This is a genomic window from Marinobacter sp. OP 3.4 (assembly GCF_036224885.1).
GTDB lineage: Bacteria > Pseudomonadota > Gammaproteobacteria > Pseudomonadales > Oleiphilaceae > Marinobacter.
Window position 1 is genome coordinate 1 of the sequence record NZ_JAVVLT010000014.1, and the last position, 16,410, is coordinate 16,410.

The following is a 16,410-nucleotide window of genomic DNA, read 5'->3' on the forward strand; positions in this document are numbered from 1 at the left end:
TGGCGTCCCCTAGGGGGTTCGAACCCCTGTTGCCGCCGTGAAAGGGCGGAGTCCTAGGCCACTAGACGAAGGGGACTAGAAATTGGTGGAGCCAAGCGGGATCGAACCGCTGACCTCAACACTGCCAGTGTTGCGCTCTCCCAGCTGAGCTATGGCCCCTCAACGGCTGCGTATATTAAGGATCCGCCCCGGGGGCGTCAACACTTGAAACACATTTTTTTCAGTTTTCTGAACATCCCTGTCCAGAACGTTCAAAACGCCACCAGATCGTTCATTCTGCAATCAACGCAGCGTACTCTTTCTCCACCCGCTTGGTTTCCTTCTTGGAAAAACCACCCAGCACATTCAGGGCATGGCGCAGGCGTGCCCGGGTCATATCCGGGCCCAGCAGGGCCATGGAATCCATCACCGACCAGGAATTGGGCGTACCGGCAATGGCCACGAAGATGGCGAACATGAAGTCGCCCATCTTCAGCTCCATGGCCTTGGCCAGGCCCTTGATGTCGGCAAAGATGTTCTCCTTGCTCCAGTGCCGCTGGGCTTCCAGCTTCCACAGGGCGAACTGCAGCACCCGCTTGACCTGGGCCTCCTCCAGCTTGTTGTGGGCGAAGTCCTCCGGGGACAGCTCCAGCATGCCCGAGAACATGAACGAGGCCATGGGCGCCACATCCGAGAACACCTCCGCCCTGCCCTTCACATGGGGCACCAGGGCCCGCAGGACGTCCTCGTTGAACCACCACTGGCGCAGGCGTTCGACAAACTGCTCGTCCGACACGTCCTCCCGCAGCCACAGACCATTGAGCCAGCGCAGCTTCTCCACATCGAACACCGGGCCGCCCAGGGACACGCGGTTGATGTCGAAGTGCTCCACCATCTCCTCCAGGGTGAACTTCTCCCGCTCGTCAGGCATGGACCAACCCATGCGTCCCAGGTAGTTGGTCACCGCCTCCGGCAGAAAGCCCATGCGCTCGTAGAAGTTGATGGAGGTGGGGTTCTTGCGCTTGGACAGTTTGCTCTTGTCCGGGTTGCGCAGCAGCGGCAGGTGACACAATACCGGCATGTCCCAGCCGAAATACTGGTACAGCAGCTTGTGCTTGGGCGCCGAGTTGATCCATTCCTCACCCCGCAGGACATGGGTGATCGCCATCTGGTGGTCATCCACCACATTGGCCAGGTGATAGGTGGGCATGCCATCAGATTTCAGCAGGATCTGGCAGTCCACCTGGGCCCAGTCGATCTCGATGGTGCCTCGAAGCATGTCATCGATCTCGCAGACGCCCTCATCCGGCACCTTCATGCGGATGACATAGGGCTCGCCGGCTTCCAGGCGACGCTTCACTTCCTCTTCCGGCAATTCCAGGTCGCCCTTGATGCCCGGATTTTCGCCCCGTGCCTTGCGCTCTTCCCGGATAGCTTCCAGCTCTTCCGGGGTGCGGAAACAATAGAAGGCATGGCCCTTCTCCACCAGCTCCATGGCATAGCTGGCGTAGGAATCCTTGCGTTCGGACTGGCGGTAAGGACCGTGGGGGCCGCCCACATCTGGCCCTTCGTCCCATTCCAGACCCAGCCAACGCAGTGCGTTCAGGATGTCCTGCTCCGATTCCGCCGTGCTGCGGGCCTGGTCCGTGTCCTCGATGCGGAGGATAAACTGGCCACCGTGCTGGCGGGCGAAACACAGGTTGAACAGGGCGACAAAGGCCGTGCCCACATGGGGATCACCGGTGGGCGAAGGAGCAATTCGGGTACGTACAGTCATTAATGGATCCTGCCTGACGCAGTGGATGAATGGAAAGGCGCCATTATACCCACCCTGTGCTGAAATCCCATGGAGCCCCGTCGGCAACCGGCGACATGACTTCCCAGCCAGAATCATCTGTTATATTATAACGTTTTATTTAACCAAGAACGGAAACTGCAACACTATGCCCGCACGACCATTATCGCGCCCCGCCCTGCTCCTGTTGACCATGCTGCTGATCTGGAGCAGCCCATCCACCGCCGCCGACACTCAGCCACAGGTGGTCACGTCCCTGAAACCACTGGAACTGCTGGTCCGGGCGGTGGCTGACGGCGAGGTGGAGGTCACCACCCTGGTGCCCGCCGGCTCCAGCCCCCACACCTACCAGCTACGCCCCTCGCAACGGCAGCGGCTCGAATCCGCGGATCGCGTGTTCTGGGTGGGCCCGGGCATGGAAAGCTTTCTGACACGCCTGCTGTCCGGCCCCGACTTCCGGGACCGTACCGTTGCCCTGGGCCCGGAGGATGAATCCGACCACGGACACGACCACCATGATCACGGGCAAGACCACGACGAATCCGGGCATCATGATCACGGCGACGGTGAAGATCCCCATATCTGGCTGGACCCTGCCCTGGCCCTGGCCATGGCGGAGACTATCGCCGGTCACCTGAAGGAACTGGAGGGGGTGGATGCCAATACCATCGACCGCAACCTCGCCGGCTTTACCCGCGACCTGGAGGCCCGTGAGGCGTCAATCCGCGAACAACTGGCGCTTGCCCGGGAACTGGACCTGTTCACCTATCACGATGCCTTCGGACGGTTTGCGGAACACTACGGCCTGGCCATTGCCGGTGTGCTGACCCTGAGCCCTGAACGCACTCCCGGCGCCCGACACCTGGCGGAAGTCCAGGATCGCCTGAACCGGGCGGAGCAGGCCTGCCTGATGATCGAGCCCCAGTTTGACCGCCAGTGGTGGCAGTCGCTGATGGGGGATGTGGAGCTGCCCATCAGCGTATGGGATCCGCTGGCCAGCGATATCCCGGCCACGCCCCGGGGCTATCTCGACTTCCAGCAGAGTATGGCCGACGCCGTCCTAGACTGCCTGCCAGAGAAAACCGAGTAACAAAGGCAGGGTGACCATCCCCAGCAAGGTCTGGCCGCTGATAATGGCGGCCATCAGGGGGGCATCACCCCCCAGTTGCCGGGCCAGGATATAGGAAGAGGTTGCCGTGGGCAGGGCCGCCAGCAGGATGGCCGCCTGCACCATGGTGCCATCCATCCCCAGTAGCAGGGCAAGGCCCAGGGTCAGCACCGGGAACACCACCAGCTTGGCCACGGACGACACCAGGAAAGGCGCCGAGGCATGACGCAGGGCCTTCAACTCCAGCCCCGCTCCCACGCACATCAGCCCCAGCGGCAACGCCAGATTACTGAGTGGTTCCAGGATGCCCGCCAGGATTGGATGGAACCCCACCCGGAAGAAACTCCAGACCACGCCGACCACCGACCCGATGATCAATGGATTGGTGGCAATGGCCCTGAGTACCGGTGCCAGCCGCAACCGGCCCTGGCGACAGGTGACCGAGAACATCAGGATACACAGCAGGTTCAGCAGCGGCACCTTCACCGCCACCGCCACGGCAACCAGCGACAGCCCCTCGTCTCCCAGCAACATGCCGGCGGCCGCCAGCCCCACGTAGGAGTTGAAACGGATGCCGCCCTGGAACACCGATGAATACACCGGCCCCGGCCAGCGCCAGATGAGCTGGATAACCACCAGTACCAGGGTCATGGCCACCAGCATGGCGGCAATAAGCAGCAGGATCTCACCATAGGCGGAAGCGGGAAGGCGCGCCTGCCCCAGCTTGTAGATGAGCATGGCCGGGAACAGGGCGTAATAGGTAAAGCGTTCGGCGTGAATCCAGAAGCCGTCGGCGGGAAAATGCCAGCGGCGGAACAGGTGCCCCAGAACAATCAGCACGAATACCGGTATCAGGGCCTGGACCACAACTGACATTTTCGGCTCCTCAAAAGATGGAAGCTGAGGATGCTACCATTTTTCGGGTCGGGACTTTACCCGCCAGTCTTCAGTTGCTCCCAATAACGGTTATACACCTGCATGGCGTCGTCGCCCACGTCCTCCTGGAACTCCGCGTTCTCCATGTCCTCGCTGGTGGGGTAGCTGGCGCGATTGCTGGCCACGGCTTCCGGCAACAGGTCGCGGGCCGCCAGGTTGGGGGTGGCGTACCCGATCTCCTCGCTGATCAGCGCGGAGATCTCCGGCTGCAGCACGAAACTGATGAACTTGTGGGCCGCTTCCGGGTTGGCGGCGGTCTTGGGAATGACGAAGCTGTCCAGCCAGACAATAACGCCCTCCTCCGGATAGATATACTCCAGTGACGGCATGTCGTCCTTGCCCATCACCGCCTCGCCGTTCCAGATCATGCCGATATCGGTCTCCCCTTCCAGGTAGGGCATGCGCGGCGCGTCGGAGTTGAAGGTGCGCACGGCGGGCATGAGCTCGCTGAGCTTTTCGTAGGCTTCCTCGATCTTCCGGGGATCCCGGGTGTTGCCGGAGTACCCCAGCACGCTCAGCCCGACATGGAACACCTCCCGCATGTCGTTGGTCAGCATCACCTGACCGTCATATTTCTCATCCCACAGGTCGGCCCAGCCACTCACCTCGGCCGGATCCACCGCGTTGCTGTCGATGGCCAGGCCAGTGGTGCCCCACAGATAGGGCACCGAATAGGCGTTGCCCTCATCGAAACTCTGGTCCACCAGCTCCGGATCCAGCTTGTCGAAGCCCTCGATCTGGCTGTGGTCGATCTCCATCAGCAGATCTTCCTTGCGCATCTTGTTGACGTAGTAGGTGGACGGCACCGCCAGGTCATACTGGCTGCTGTCATCCAGCAACTTCAGACGGGCATACATGGCCTCGTTGCTGTCGTAGGTGGTGTAGACCACCTGGATGCCGGTCTCTTCCTCAAAACGATCAAGCACTTCCTGGGGCATGTACTCGGACCAGTTGTACAGGTTCAGCACCTGCTCCTCTTCCTGACCGCTGCACCCGGTCAGGGCGACCGTCGTCAGTCCAGCCAATACCAGTTTCTTCATCGTTTGCTCCTCACAAGAATCCATTGGGACATCACAAGCATCAGCAGTGAAAACACCAGCAGCAGTGTGCCCAGCGCGTTCACTTCCGGTTTCAGGCCGACACGCACCATAGAGTAGATGCGCAACGGCAGGATTTCATACCCCGGCCCGCTGACGAAGGTGCTCACCACCACATCGTCCAGGCTCAGGGTAAAGCCCAGCAGCCAGCCCGCCAGCAGCGCCGGCATGATCACCGGCAGCAGCACCGTCCGTGTCATGGTGAAATCCGAGGCCCCCAGGTCCCTGGCCGCCTCTGGCAGCCGCTCATCAAACCCCGCCAGACGCGCCATGACGGTGATCACCACGAACGGCAGGCAGAAGGTGACATGGGCCAGCAACAGGGACACGTAGCCCAGCTCAATGCCCACCAACAGGAAAAGGGCAAGCAACGAGATGGCGAGCACGATTTCCGGCGACATCATCACCACGAACAACATGCCCCTGAGGGCCTTCTTGCCCCGGAAACGGTACCGGTGCAGGGCCAAAGCCGTCAGCGCCCCGATCAGCGTGGACAGGGTAGCGGCGGATACCGCCAGCCCGAGGGAATTCCACAATGCCTGCATCATGGCGCTATTGTTGAACAGGGCCTCGTACCAGCGCAGGCTGAAGCCACCCCAGCGGTACCCGGTGCGACCATCGTTGAACGAGAACACCACCAGCACCGCGATGGGGATATACAGCGCCAGGTAGACCAGCGTGAGGTAGGCCCTGGGCAACCAGCGAGTCATACGTCACTCTCCTCACCCAGCCGCCGCTGGCTCAGCCGGTGGGTGAACAGCAGCAGCGCCATGGCCAGGGTCAGCAGAATCGCGGCCGCCGCGCCGAAGGGCCAGTCCCGGGCATCCAGGAACTGGTTCTTGATGACGTTGCCCACCAGCAGGTTGCGGGAACCACCGAGGATGTCCGGCACGAAAAACAGTCCCATGGCCGGCAACAGCACCAGCATGACTCCGGCCAGCACCCCCGGCAGGGTCAGCGGCACCACCACGTGGATGAAAGTACTGAAGCGTCCCGCCCCCAGGTCGTGGGAGGCCATCAGCAGTTCCCGGCGCAGGTCATCGAACACCGAGTACAGGGGCAGGATCATGAACGGCAGCAGCAGGTAGACCAGTCCGACGATGACGGCGCCTTCGGTGTACAGCATCCGCAGGGGTTCGTCGATCAGCCCCAGGGCCATCAGCCCGTTATTGATCAGACCATTGGTGGCCATCAGCAGCTTCAGGGCGTAGGTCCGCACGAGGGAGTTGGTCCAGAAGGGGACGATCAGCAGGAAGATCAGCAGGAGCTGCCGCTCCCGGCCCACCCGCGACAGTGCCCAGGCGAAGGGGTAACCGATCAACAGGCAAAACAGCGTGGTCACCGTCGCCATGTACAGGGAATGCAGGAACACTTCCAGGTACAGCGGGTCCACCAGGGCACGATAGTTCTCCAGCGTCACCGGCAGGGAAAGAAAGGTCGCCGGGTCCCGAGTCAGGAAACTGGCGGCAATCACCAGCAGGTTCGGCGCCAGCACCAGGGCCAGCAACCAGCACCAGACCAGCACCAGCACCCCGGTACGGAAGGGTTGCCGCAGCCCCCTAAGCATCCGCCGCCGGGTCCCCGTCAACGGCAGCCGTTTCCATGGGCAGCAACCATTCCCAGCCTTCCACCCAGCTCACACGGACCGGTTCGCCGAGACGGTAGTCGAAGGCGGGGTCGTCCTCATCGAAGAACTCGCTGGCCAACACTTCCGTGCCGTCCTCCAGGTGGATCACCGAATCCAGGGTGCTGCCCTTGTAGTTGCGCTCCACCACCTTGCCGGGAAAGCCGTGATCGGCATCGGGTTCCAGCACCCGGATATCCTCGGGGCGCAGCAGGACATGGACGGACTGCCCCGTCTCCAGGGAAAACCGGGGGCGGGCCATACTGCGGCGGTAACCGGCGACATTGACCATGATCTGGTCGCCGTCCGCCTGCTCCAGGGTGCCGGGGAAGAGGTTGGTTTCCCCCACAAACCGCGCCGTGAACAGGTTGGCGGGACGTTCGTAGATTTCCCGGGGCGTTCCCTTTTGCTGCACCACCCCATCCATCAGCACAACCACGCGGTCCGACATGGACAGGGCCTCTTCCTGGTCGTGGGTGACGAACACGAAAGTAATGCCCAGCTCCCGCTGCAGGCGCTTGAGTTCAATCTGCATGGTGCGACGCAGCTTGTAGTCCAGGGCCGACAGGGGTTCATCCAGCAACAGCAGTTTCGGGCGCTTGACCACGGCCCGGGCAATGGCCACTCGCTGCTGCTGGCCACCGGACAACTGATGCGGCTTACGGCTGGCATACTCCCCGAGCTGGACCATATCCAGGGCGTCACGCACCCGCTGACGGATTTCGTCCTTCGGACGTTTCTCCATCTTCAGGCCATAGGCCACATTGTCGAATACCGACATATGGGGAAACAGCGCGTAGTTCTGGAACACGGTGTTCAGGGGGCGCTGCTCCGGCGGCAGGTCGGTGATGTCCGACCCAGCCAGCTCAATCCGTCCGGCATCCGGCACCTCGAAGCCGGCCAGCAGCCGCAAGAGCGTGGTCTTGCCGCAGCCGGAAGGTCCCAGCAGGGTAATGAACTCCCCGTCGGCAATATCCAGATCCAGCGAATCCAGTACTGTCTTGCCGGAGAAGCTTTTGCCAAGATTTCGTAATGAAAGCAGCGTCTTCTGTGTCATCAGCGGCGCCCAAAAGGTGAGGTGGCTATTTTTTCAGAAAATGGGGGTATGAGCAAAGGGTGAAGCGCTTTCCAGGCGGATAACGGCAAAGATTGTCTTCGGAACTCCGCTACAGACCGGATGGGTCTATAAGGTACAATGCCGCCTTCATTCATCGGCTAGTCGTTTCGGGTTCATGGTACATAACAGCACTCCCCTGTCCCGCCGCTTCAGTGTGGCGCCAATGATGGACTGGACCACCCCCCATTTTCGCTACCTGGCGCGACTGCTCAGCCGCCGGGCGCTGCTGTATACGGAAATGGTCACCACCGGGGCGCTGATTCACGGGGATACCGCACGGTTCCTGCGTCACAATGCCGGGGAGTATCCCCTGGCCCTGCAACTGGGTGGCAGCAACCCTGAGGAACTGGCCCATTGTGCCCGCCTGGCAGAGCAGTTTGGCTTCGACGAGGTGAACCTGAATGTGGGCTGCCCCAGCGACCGGGTGCAGAACAATATGATCGGCGCCTGCCTGATGGGCCATCCGGAGAAAGTGGCTGAAGGTGTGCGGGCAATGATCGCGGCCACCTCCCTGCCGGTGACCGTCAAGCACCGTATCGGCATCGATGGGCGGGAATCCTGGGACGACCTGTGCCACTTTATCGAAACCGTGGCGGAGGCCGGCTGCCGGACCTTTATCGTCCATGCCCGCATTGCCGTGCTGGACGGACTGAGCCCGAAGGAGAACCGGGACATTCCGCCGCTCAAGTACCCCTGGGTGTACGACCTCAAGGCCCGCTACCCGGAGCTGGAGATCATTATCAACGGCGGCATCAAGACGTTCGATGAATGCCATGAACACCTCAACCACACCGACGGTGTCATGCTGGGCCGCGAGGCCTACCACAACCCGTGGCTGCTGGCTGGCGTGGACAGTGAGTTCTTTGGTGAGGCCGACCCGGTCGCGTCCCGCCATGACGCCCTGCGCGCCATGCTGCCGTTCATCCAGGAGGAACTGGACCGGGGCGTTTACCTGACCCATATCACCCGGCATATCATGGGCCTGTTCCATGGCCAGCCCGGCGGACGGCAGTTCCGGCGCCATATCAGCGAGAACGCCCACCGGCCCGGCAGCGGTATCGAGGTGGTACTGGATGCCCTGTCCAAGGTCCGTGAACCGGTCCGCGAACCGATGGCCGAAGCCACCACCTGACAGCCCCGTAAGCCTCTGCTGTCTTGTTCCCGTCCTGACAGCCGGTTATCGTATCGGTATGTCACCTCACCCGCGCCAGGACGCCTACAGAAAGACACAAGGAACAGGACCCATGACCAGCAAGCTTGAACAACTGAAATCCATGACCACCGTGGTGGCCGATACCGGTGACCTGGAAGCCATTGCCGAATGGCGCCCGGAGGATGCCACCACCAACCCCTCCCTGCTGCTGAAGGCTGCCGCCTCGGATGCCTACCGTCCGATGCTGGACGAGGCCGTGGATTACGCCAGTCGCCAGGGCGGCAGCGACCGGGAGCAACTGGCCTGGGCAACCGATCACCTGGCGGTACAGGCGGGCCGGAAGATCCTCGACCTGATTCCCGGCGTGGTCTCCACGGAAGTGGACGCCCGACTCTCCTTTGATACCGCCGCCACCGTGCACAAGGCCCGGCGGCTGATTGAGCTGTACGACCAGGCGGGCGTGGATACCAGCCGTGTGCTGATCAAGATCGCCTCCACCTGGGAAGGCATCCGCGCCGCCGAGCAGCTGGAGAAGGAAGGCATCCACTGCAACCTGACCCTGCTGTTCTCCTTCGTACAGGCAGCCGCCTGCGCCGATGCCGGTGCCTTCCTGATCTCCCCGTTCGTCGGGCGCATCCTCGACTGGCACCTGGCCCACAGCGACCGGGACGCCTTTGCACCGGAGGAAGACCCTGGTGTGCAGTCGGTATCCCGGATCTACCATTACTATAAGGCCCATAGTTACGACACGGTGGTGATGGGCGCCAGTTTCCGTAACATGGGGGAAATCGAGCAACTGGCCGGCTGCGACCGGCTGACCATCAGCCCTGCCCTGCTGCAGGCGCTGAAGGAGGACTCCGGCGAATTGCCTCGCAAGCTGTCCCCGGACAACGCCACCAGCCAGGACCGCCCGGTCGCCATGGACGAGCGTCTGTTCCGCTGGGAGTCCAACGAAGACGCCATGGCTACCGAGAAGCTGGCCGAGGGCATCCGCCGCTTTGCTGCCGACCAGATTGAACTGGAGAAACGGGTCAGCCGATTGGCCAGTGTGGCCTGACCAGAAGGAAGCGCAACGATGATAGACCGCCTTCGCCAGATGCTGTTTCCGGACACCGGAAAGGCCGGCGGCTCCCCCGACCCGGACAGCCACCAGCTGGCCGTCGCTGCCACCGCACTGATGGTCCAGCTGTCCCGGATCGACAACGATGAAGACCAACGGGAACTGGCCACCATCGTGGACTGCGCCGTTCGCGTACACCAGGTCACCCGGGAGGAAGCCCGGTCGATACTGGACGATGCCCTCAACCACGCCGATGACTCCACCTCGATATACGAATTCACCGGCGTACTCAACGAACAGCTCAGCCAGGCGTCGAAGCAGGCCGTGCTGGAAAGCATCTGGCGGGTGGCCCTGGCCGATGACCGCATCGACAAGTATGAGGAGCACCTGATCCGTCGCATGGCGGACCTGCTGCACCTCAATCACCGGGAATACATGCAGGCACGGCACCGGGCCGAACAATCCCACTGACACGATCCCAGGAGGGACGTCATGCTCGCCATTCTCCATCCGGATACACCACTGGACAGTGACGACTATCGCCAGACACTCCACTTCCTGGAGAATCTGCCCGGTGTCGCCGTCAAGGTGCACGAAGTCGTGGGTGCCACCCAGCGGCTTACCGAACTCTATCTGCTGGGCGATACCAAAAGCCTGGACAAGGATGAGATCGAAGCCCTGCCCGCCGTGGAACGGGTGATCCGCATCTCCGACGACTATCGCATCCTCGGCCGGCACCGGGACGACCGGCGCCAGTCCGGCTTCACCTATAACGGCGTGACGTTCAGCCAGGACAACCTGAACGTGTTTGCCGGCCTGTGCGCCGTGGATACCCGGGAGCACGTGGAAATCATGATGCGGACCCTGAGCGAACAGGGCCAGCACTGTACCCGCATGGGCGCCTACAAGCCCCGCACCAACCCCTATTCCTTCCAGGGCCACGGCAAGAGCTGCCTGCCCTGGGTGTTCGAGACCGCCGGCAAGCACGATATCCGGGTGGTCGCCATGGAAATCACCCATGAAAGCCACATCGAGGAAATCGATGAATGCCTGGAAAAGCTCGGACGGCCAACCGGCGTCATGCTCCAGGTGGGTACCCGCAATACCCAGAACTTCGAGCTGCTCAAGGCCATCGGTCGCCAGAAGACCTACCCGGTGCTGCTCAAGCGGGGCTTCGGCATCACCCTGAACGAGTCCCTGAACGCCGCCGAGTACCTGGCCAGCGAGGGCAACGCCAATGTGGTCTTCTGCCTGCGGGGCATGAAGACCGAGGCCGGCAATCCGCATCGGAACATGGTGGATTTTGCCCATGTGCCCACGGTGAAGCGGCTGACCCGCATGCCGGTGTGTATCGATCCGTCACACTCCGTGGGCAGCCGTGACACGGCGCCGGACGGCATCCCCGATGTCATGCACGCCACCGCCCAGGGCGTGGTGGCCGGCGCCAACATGGTGCTGGTGGACTTCCACCCGAGGCCGGAAAAAGCCCTGGTGGACGGGCCCCAGGCACTACTGATGGAGGAGTTGCCCGCCTACCTTGAAGATGTCAGCCAGTGCCACCAGCTCTGGAAGAAACGCCAGGCCCTTTACGGAAAGACGGGAGTAACGTCAGCAACATGATCATCTACGGTCATCGCGGTGCACGGGGGGAGGCCCCGGAGAACACACTGCCGGGATTCGAGACCGCCTACCGCCACGGCATTCGGCACTTTGAACTGGACGTCCAGCTATCCTCGGACGGAGTGCCGGTGGTTATCCATGATATGACCCTTGACCGGACCACCGGCCAGGCGGGCAAGGTTGCCAGCCACACCGCGGCCCAGCTCGCTGCCATGGACGCCCGCCACCAGACCACCCCCTGGCCCGAACCAACGGGTATTCCCTCGCTGGAACAGGTACTGGATGCCTGCCCGGATGTCCACCACTACCAGCTGGAGGTCAAACCCGATGCCCGCAGCCGTCTCAACATCCTGTGCAACCGGCTCACCGAGCTGATCCAGAAACGCCAGCTGTTCGAAATGGTGGTGGTCACCTCCTCCGATGCCTGGTTCCTGCAGGAGATCAAGCGTCGCAACCGGAAGATCCACACCGGCTATGTCGCCAGCCGTCGTTTCCCCAGACCCGTAGCCACGGCAAAACGCCTGGGGTGCAGCTACCTGGTGCCCAGCTGGCGAATCTGTTCCCGGGACATGGTCAGGCAGGCCCAGCGCCTCGACATGCAGGTGTCGGTGTGGACCGTCAACCGTATCCACGACATGCTGCTGATGGAGGACATGGGGGTAAACAGCATTATCACCGACTTCCCCACCAGCACCCGGATCTATTTCGATAACCGCAGGGTGCGGTTACCGTCATCGTCGTCCGAGCCGGAACACGACCCGTCCCGGGGTCAGGGCGCGGCGGTATAAACCCGCTCCTGGCAAGGGTCACCCCCGGTAAGGGTGACCGCACATCCAGCCGGCAGATTCCTAGAAGATACGGTTAAGACCGTTGAGGGCCGCCACCCGGTAGGCTTCCGCCATGGTGGGGTAGTTGAACGTGGTGTTGATGAAATAGTTCAGGGAGTTGGCCTCCCCTTCCTGGTTCATGATGGCCTGGCCGATGTGCACGATTTCCGCGGCCTGGTCACCAAAGCAGTGGATCGCCAGGATTTCCCGGGTTTCCCGGTGGAACAGGATCTTCAGCATGCCCACCTTCTCGCCGGTGATCTGGGCCCGGGCCAGGTCCTTGAAGAACGCCTGCCCCACGTCGTAGGGCACCTTGCTTTCCGTCAGCTCCCGCTCGGTGGGGCCCACCGAACTGATTTCCGGGATGGTGTAGATACCCGTGGGCACATCGGAGACGAAGCGGAAATACTCATCCTGCACGATGTCCGAGGACACTGAACGGCCCTGGTCATAGGCGGCACTGGCCAGGCTCGGCCAGCCGATAACATCCCCCGCCGCGTAGATGTTGGGAACCGCCGTCCGGTAATGCTCATCCACCTGTAGCTGGCCACGGCTGTTGGGCTCCAGTTCCAGGTTCTCCAGCCCAAGACTGTCGGTGTTGCCCGCCCGGCCATTACACCACAGGAAGGCATCGGCGCGGATCTTCTTGCCGGACTTGAGGGACAGCACCACGCCATGATCGTCGCCGTCCACGGACTCGTATTCCTCATTGTGACGCACCAGCACACCGTTGTTACGCAGGTGGTAGCTGAGGGCATCGGAGATCTCGTCATCAAGGAACGACAACAGTCGGTTGCCCGGATTGATCAGGTCTACCTTGACCCCCAGGCCCGCGAAGATGGAGGCATATTCCGACCCGATAACACCGGCGCCATAGATGATCAGTGTACGGGGCGTGTGGGACAGGTTGAGGATGGTATCGCTGTTGTAGATGCGGCGATGGCGGAAGTTCACATCGGGCGGCATATAGGGCCGGGAGCCGGTGGCAATCACCGCCTGCTTGAAGTTGAGGACTTCCGCCGTCTTGTTGCCCCGCACTTCCAGCCGGTTCCCGTCCAGGAAGAAGGCACGGCCATTGATCAGGTCCACGCGGTTTCGGGCATAGAACTGGGTGCGCAGCTTGACCTGCTTGTCGATCACCGTCTGGGCATTCTGCAACACCCGGGGGAATGAGAACCAGCGGGGCTCGCCAATATCCCGGAACATCTGGTTGGTGTTGAAGGTGATGATCTGCTTGACGGAGTGTCTGAGGGCTTTGGACGGGATGGTGCCCCAATGGGTGCAGTTGCCGCCGACGTTGGGCTTGTCTTCGATGATTGCGACGCGCTTGCCGTGCTTGGTGGCATTCATGGCGGCGCCTTCGCCGGAAGGGCCGGCGCCGATCACCACAACGTCATAATGATGTTCTGCCATCAGGACTGTCACTCCTTATCGCGTGGTCAAGAGGGAAGCCCCGACGGCAAGGCTCACGCTTCGCGGCCAGGGCATGAAGTTGTTGTCTGTTTTCGACGACTCGCGCTCAGGACGGGCGGCGGCTACCCCGGGCGGCCTGCGTGGCATCATAGGCAAGGTCCCTGGTATCCGCATCGGCGGACCCGGTGTTTTCCTCGCACTTGCTGGTGTCACCCCCACAGATTTCGCAGGGCCCGGTAATACCCGCCGCACCAAGGCCGCCGCAGGTGCCGGAAATGGGCTTGCGTCCGAAGATCACGCCGACGGACATGGCCGCCACCAGCAGACCAACGATCAGCAGTGCCAGTAGAAAGGTGCCCATGACTACCTCCTGTCACTCAATCAGATAGGTGGCGAAGGCGGGGGTATGGTAGGTCTTGAACCCCTCCCCTTCGCGCACGATAAAATACACCGCCAGGTTTTTCCGCAGGGCCAGACGGTAGCCCTCTTCATAGCCTATCACGGTAAAGGCCGTGGCCCAGGCATCGGCCATCATCGACGATTCCGCAATCACCGTGACCGAGGCCAGCCGATGGCCCACCGGACGCCCGGTAGCCGGGTCTATGGTATGGGAATAGCGCTGACCGTCCGATTCGTAATAGTTACGATAGTCGCCGGAGGTGGCCATGCCATTCCGGTCCATGGCGATCACCCGGTTGATCCGGCGGGCATTCTCCACCGGTTGTTCCACCGCCAGCCGCCAGGCGGAGCCGTCCGGCTTGCGCCCGTTGACCCGGACCTCACCGCCGATTTCCACCAGGTACCGGTCAATACCCTGCTTTTCCAGGTAACGGGCAACGGCGTCAACACCATAGCCCTTGGCGATACCGGACAGATCCAGGTACTGCGGCTGTTCCGCGCGGATAGCCTGTTTCACCGGATCCAGTTCCAGAAAGCGGAATCCGGTCCGTGACAGGCGCTCTTCCAGTTCCGCGTCGTCCGGTATTTCCTCGGGGCGCGCCTCCGGGCCAAAGCCCCACAGATTCACCACCGGTCCGATGGTAATGTCAAAGGCACCGCCGGATTCATCCGCCACCGTCTGGGCGGCTTCCAGCACCTCGAACAGCTCGCCGGATACCGGGGTCCAGTCGCCCTGGTCCTCCAACTGGTTGAAGCGGCTCAGTTCCGAATCGTCCCGCCAGGTGGACATGGCCGCATCCACCGATTCAAGGGTTGCCTCGATACCTTGCGACAGATCTTCAAGGGTTTCCCTGTCGTCGGTCAATACGACGTTAATATGGTACTGGGTGCCGAAGATGGGGCCGGAGATTTCCCAGACCTTTTCCTCGGACTCAAACGAACAACCCGCCAGAGCGGCCACGGCCAGCACCCAGAGGATGCTGACCAGGGTCACCCTGACGGGTCGGGACACGCTGGATGTCATCAGTGTCTTTTAACCCCCGAAGTCGTCCAGCATGATGTTCTCGTCTTCCACACCAAGATCCTTCAGCATCTTGATGCAGGAGGCGTTCATGATGGGAGGCCCACACATGTAGTACTCACAATCTTCCGGAGCCGGGTGGTCCTTCAGGTAGTTGTCGTACAGCACGTTGTGGATAAACCCGGTGGGGCCTTCCCAGTTGTCCTCGGGCAGCGCGTCCGACAGGGCCACATGCCACTCGAAGTTGTCATTCTCACGCTGCAGCATGTCGAAGTCTTCCACGTAGAACATCTCGCGGACACTCCGGGCACCGTACCAGAAGCTGATCTTGCGATCGCTCTTGAGGCGCTTGAGCTGGTCGAAGATATGGGAGCGCATGGGCGCCATGCCGGCACCACCCCCGATAAACACCATTTCGGCGTCGGTCTTCTTGGCAAAGAACTCCCCGAATGGCCCCATCACGGTGACCTTGTCGCCCGGTTTCAGGTTGAACACGTAGGACGACATGATGCCCGGCGGATGGTCGGTCCCGGGAGGCGGCGTGGCGATCCGGATGTTGAACTTGAGAACCCCCTTCTCTTCCGGATAGTTGGCCATGGAGTAGGCGCGGATGGTCTCTTCCTTGTTAATGGCCTTGTAGCGCCAGATATCGTGCTTGTCCCAGTCCTCGTGGAATTCCTCCTCGATCACGAAATCCTTGAACGGAATTTCGTAGGGCGGGCATTCCAGTTGGACGTAACCGCCGGCGCGGAAGTCCACTTCCTCGCCTTCCGGCAGTTTCAGTACCAGTTCCTTGATGAAGGTGGCCACGTTGTGGTTGGACACCACCTCGCACTCCCACTTCTTCACGCCGAAGAACTCTTCCGGCACCTCGATCTTCATGTCCTGCTTCACCGGTACCTGGCAGGAGAGGCGCCAGCCTTCCTTCTCTTCCCGGGGCGTGAAGTGGGTCTTCTCGGTGGGCAGCATGGCGCCGCCGCCGTCGAATACCTTGCACTTGCACTGGGCACAGGTCCCGCCGCCGCCACAGGCGGAGGACAGGAAGATACCGCTGTTGGCCAGGGTGCCCAGCAGCTTGCCGCCGGCACTGGTCTTCAGGGTGTGCTCGGGGTCATCGTTGATCTCAATGGTCACATCACCGGTGCTTACCAGCTTGGAGCGGGCGGCGAGGATGATCGCCACCAGCGCCAGAACGATAACGGTGAACATGACCACGCCGAGAATAATTTCTGTATTCATGGTCTCGCCTTTTCGTTAAACC

16 protein-coding genes and 2 tRNA genes are annotated in these 16,410 nt (G+C 61.8%); 6 read left to right on the forward strand and 12 right to left on the reverse strand.

Annotated elements, in window-relative coordinates; genetic code table 11:
• From RO069_RS01870 to gltX, 3 genes are all read right to left on the reverse strand, one after another.
• A tRNA-Glu gene (locus tag RO069_RS01870) sits at nt 1-76 on the reverse strand.
• A 7-nt stretch (nt 77-83) separates the two neighbouring features.
• Nucleotides 84-159, reverse strand: a tRNA-Ala gene (locus RO069_RS01875).
• A 112-nt stretch (nt 160-271) separates the two neighbouring features.
• Nucleotides 272-1,756 carry a glutamate--tRNA ligase gene (gene gltX, locus RO069_RS01880; RefSeq protein WP_328184942.1) on the reverse strand — a complete coding sequence of 495 codons (1,485 nt, stop codon included), beginning with the start codon at nt 1,754-1,756 and terminating at the stop codon, nt 272-274.
• A gap of 166 nt (nt 1,757-1,922) precedes the next feature.
• Here gltX and RO069_RS01885 point away from each other — a divergent pair, with 166 nt between their 5' ends.
• Nucleotides 1,923-2,864, forward strand: coding sequence for a zinc ABC transporter substrate-binding protein (locus tag RO069_RS01885; protein ID WP_328184943.1), 942 nt, complete (start codon nt 1,923-1,925; stop codon nt 2,862-2,864).
• Here RO069_RS01885 and RO069_RS01890 read toward each other — a convergent pair.
• From RO069_RS01890 to potA, 5 genes are read right to left on the reverse strand one after another with little or no spacing between them, the layout of a single operon-like run.
• A complete protein-coding gene (locus RO069_RS01890) occupies nt 2,835-3,758 on the reverse strand; it encodes an AEC family transporter (RefSeq protein ID WP_328184944.1) in 924 nt (307 codons plus the stop codon). The genes RO069_RS01885 and RO069_RS01890 overlap by 30 nt on opposite strands.
• Nucleotides 3,759-3,814: 56 nt before the next feature.
• Nucleotides 3,815-4,858, reverse strand: coding sequence for an extracellular solute-binding protein (locus RO069_RS01895; RefSeq protein WP_328184945.1), 1,044 nt, complete (start codon nt 4,856-4,858; stop codon nt 3,815-3,817).
• On the reverse strand, nt 4,855-5,625 hold the full coding sequence (gene potC / locus RO069_RS01900) for a spermidine/putrescine ABC transporter permease PotC (protein ID WP_328184946.1): 771 nt from the start codon (nt 5,623-5,625) through the stop codon (nt 4,855-4,857). The genes RO069_RS01895 and potC overlap by 4 nt, the downstream gene beginning before the upstream one ends.
• The gene (potB, locus tag RO069_RS01905; protein WP_328184947.1) at nt 5,622-6,482 is read right to left on the reverse strand and encodes a spermidine/putrescine ABC transporter permease PotB; all 861 of its coding nucleotides are present in this window, start codon (nt 6,480-6,482) and stop codon (nt 5,622-5,624) included. Before potB ends, potC begins: the two co-directional genes overlap by 4 nt.
• Nucleotides 6,475-7,596 carry a spermidine/putrescine ABC transporter ATP-binding protein PotA gene (potA, locus tag RO069_RS01910; protein WP_328184948.1) on the reverse strand — a complete coding sequence of 374 codons (1,122 nt, stop codon included), beginning with the start codon at nt 7,594-7,596 and terminating at the stop codon, nt 6,475-6,477. The genes potB and potA overlap by 8 nt, the downstream gene beginning before the upstream one ends.
• Before the next feature lie 175 nt (nt 7,597-7,771).
• On the opposite strand from potA, the gene dusA reads away from it, so the two are divergent.
• The 5 genes from dusA (at nt 7,772) to RO069_RS01935 (ending at nt 12,277) form a co-directional block, all read left to right on the forward strand.
• Nucleotides 7,772-8,788, forward strand: a complete 1,017-nt coding sequence (dusA, locus tag RO069_RS01915) for a tRNA dihydrouridine(20/20a) synthase DusA (protein ID WP_328184949.1) — start codon at nt 7,772-7,774, stop codon at nt 8,786-8,788.
• 112 nt (nt 8,789-8,900) lie between these two features.
• A complete protein-coding gene (gene tal / locus RO069_RS01920; protein ID WP_328184951.1) occupies nt 8,901-9,866 on the forward strand; it encodes a transaldolase in 966 nt (321 codons plus the stop codon).
• Nucleotides 9,867-9,884: 18 nt separating this feature from the next.
• Nucleotides 9,885-10,340: a tellurite resistance TerB family protein gene (locus tag RO069_RS01925; RefSeq protein WP_328184953.1), complete on the forward strand. Its 456-nt coding sequence runs from the start codon at nt 9,885-9,887 to the stop codon at nt 10,338-10,340.
• 21 nt (nt 10,341-10,361) lie between these two features.
• Nucleotides 10,362-11,489 carry a 3-deoxy-7-phosphoheptulonate synthase gene (locus RO069_RS01930; RefSeq protein ID WP_328184955.1) on the forward strand — a complete coding sequence of 376 codons (1,128 nt, stop codon included), beginning with the start codon at nt 10,362-10,364 and terminating at the stop codon, nt 11,487-11,489.
• A complete protein-coding gene (locus tag RO069_RS01935) occupies nt 11,486-12,277 on the forward strand; it encodes a glycerophosphodiester phosphodiesterase (protein ID WP_328184956.1) in 792 nt (263 codons plus the stop codon). The genes RO069_RS01930 and RO069_RS01935 overlap by 4 nt, the downstream gene beginning before the upstream one ends.
• A gap of 60 nt (nt 12,278-12,337) precedes the next feature.
• Here RO069_RS01935 and sthA read toward each other — a convergent pair whose 3' ends face one another.
• The 4 genes from sthA to nqrF all read right to left on the reverse strand — a co-directional run bounded on the left by sthA (nt 12,338) and on the right by nqrF (nt 16,388).
• A complete protein-coding gene (gene sthA / locus RO069_RS01940) occupies nt 12,338-13,729 on the reverse strand; it encodes a Si-specific NAD(P)(+) transhydrogenase (RefSeq protein ID WP_328184957.1) in 1,392 nt (463 codons plus the stop codon).
• Between the two features lie 106 nt (nt 13,730-13,835).
• Entirely contained in the window at nt 13,836-14,090 is a 255-nt protein-coding gene (nqrM, locus tag RO069_RS01945; protein WP_328184959.1) for a (Na+)-NQR maturation NqrM, read from the reverse strand.
• A gap of 12 nt (nt 14,091-14,102) precedes the next feature.
• Nucleotides 14,103-15,140, reverse strand: coding sequence for an FAD:protein FMN transferase (locus tag RO069_RS01950; protein ID WP_328184961.1), 1,038 nt, complete (start codon nt 15,138-15,140; stop codon nt 14,103-14,105).
• 21 nt (nt 15,141-15,161) lie between these two features.
• Nucleotides 15,162-16,388: an NADH:ubiquinone reductase (Na(+)-transporting) subunit F gene (gene nqrF, locus RO069_RS01955; RefSeq protein WP_328184962.1), complete on the reverse strand. Its 1,227-nt coding sequence runs from the start codon at nt 16,386-16,388 to the stop codon at nt 15,162-15,164.
• Between the last annotated feature and the right edge of the window lie 22 nt (nt 16,389-16,410).

Coding starts and splice junctions, on each gene's coding strand:
- potB (WP_328184947.1), bottom strand. CDS start 6,482: ATGCTTAGGGGGCTGCGGCAACCCTTCCGTACCGGGGTGCTGGTGCTG.
- RO069_RS01890 (WP_328184944.1), bottom strand. CDS start 3,758: ATGTCAGTTGTGGTCCAGGCCCTGATACCGGTATTCGTGCTGATTGTT.
- potA (WP_328184948.1), bottom strand. CDS start 7,596: ATGACACAGAAGACGCTGCTTTCATTACGAAATCTTGGCAAAAGCTTC.
- RO069_RS01935 (WP_328184956.1), top strand. CDS start 11,486: ATGATCATCTACGGTCATCGCGGTGCACGGGGGGAGGCCCCGGAGAAC.
- RO069_RS01895 (WP_328184945.1), bottom strand. CDS start 4,858: ATGAAGAAACTGGTATTGGCTGGACTGACGACGGTCGCCCTGACCGGG.
- tal (WP_328184951.1), top strand. CDS start 8,901: ATGACCAGCAAGCTTGAACAACTGAAATCCATGACCACCGTGGTGGCC.
- potC (WP_328184946.1), bottom strand. CDS start 5,625: ATGACTCGCTGGTTGCCCAGGGCCTACCTCACGCTGGTCTACCTGGCG.
- sthA (WP_328184957.1), bottom strand. CDS start 13,729: ATGGCAGAACATCATTATGACGTTGTGGTGATCGGCGCCGGCCCTTCC.
- nqrM (WP_328184959.1), bottom strand. CDS start 14,090: ATGGGCACCTTTCTACTGGCACTGCTGATCGTTGGTCTGCTGGTGGCG.
- dusA (WP_328184949.1), top strand. CDS start 7,772: ATGGTACATAACAGCACTCCCCTGTCCCGCCGCTTCAGTGTGGCGCCA.
- nqrF (WP_328184962.1), bottom strand. CDS start 16,388: ATGAATACAGAAATTATTCTCGGCGTGGTCATGTTCACCGTTATCGTT.
- RO069_RS01925 (WP_328184953.1), top strand. CDS start 9,885: ATGATAGACCGCCTTCGCCAGATGCTGTTTCCGGACACCGGAAAGGCC.
- RO069_RS01885 (WP_328184943.1), top strand. CDS start 1,923: ATGCCCGCACGACCATTATCGCGCCCCGCCCTGCTCCTGTTGACCATG.
- RO069_RS01930 (WP_328184955.1), top strand. CDS start 10,362: ATGCTCGCCATTCTCCATCCGGATACACCACTGGACAGTGACGACTAT.
- gltX (WP_328184942.1), bottom strand. CDS start 1,756: ATGACTGTACGTACCCGAATTGCTCCTTCGCCCACCGGTGATCCCCAT.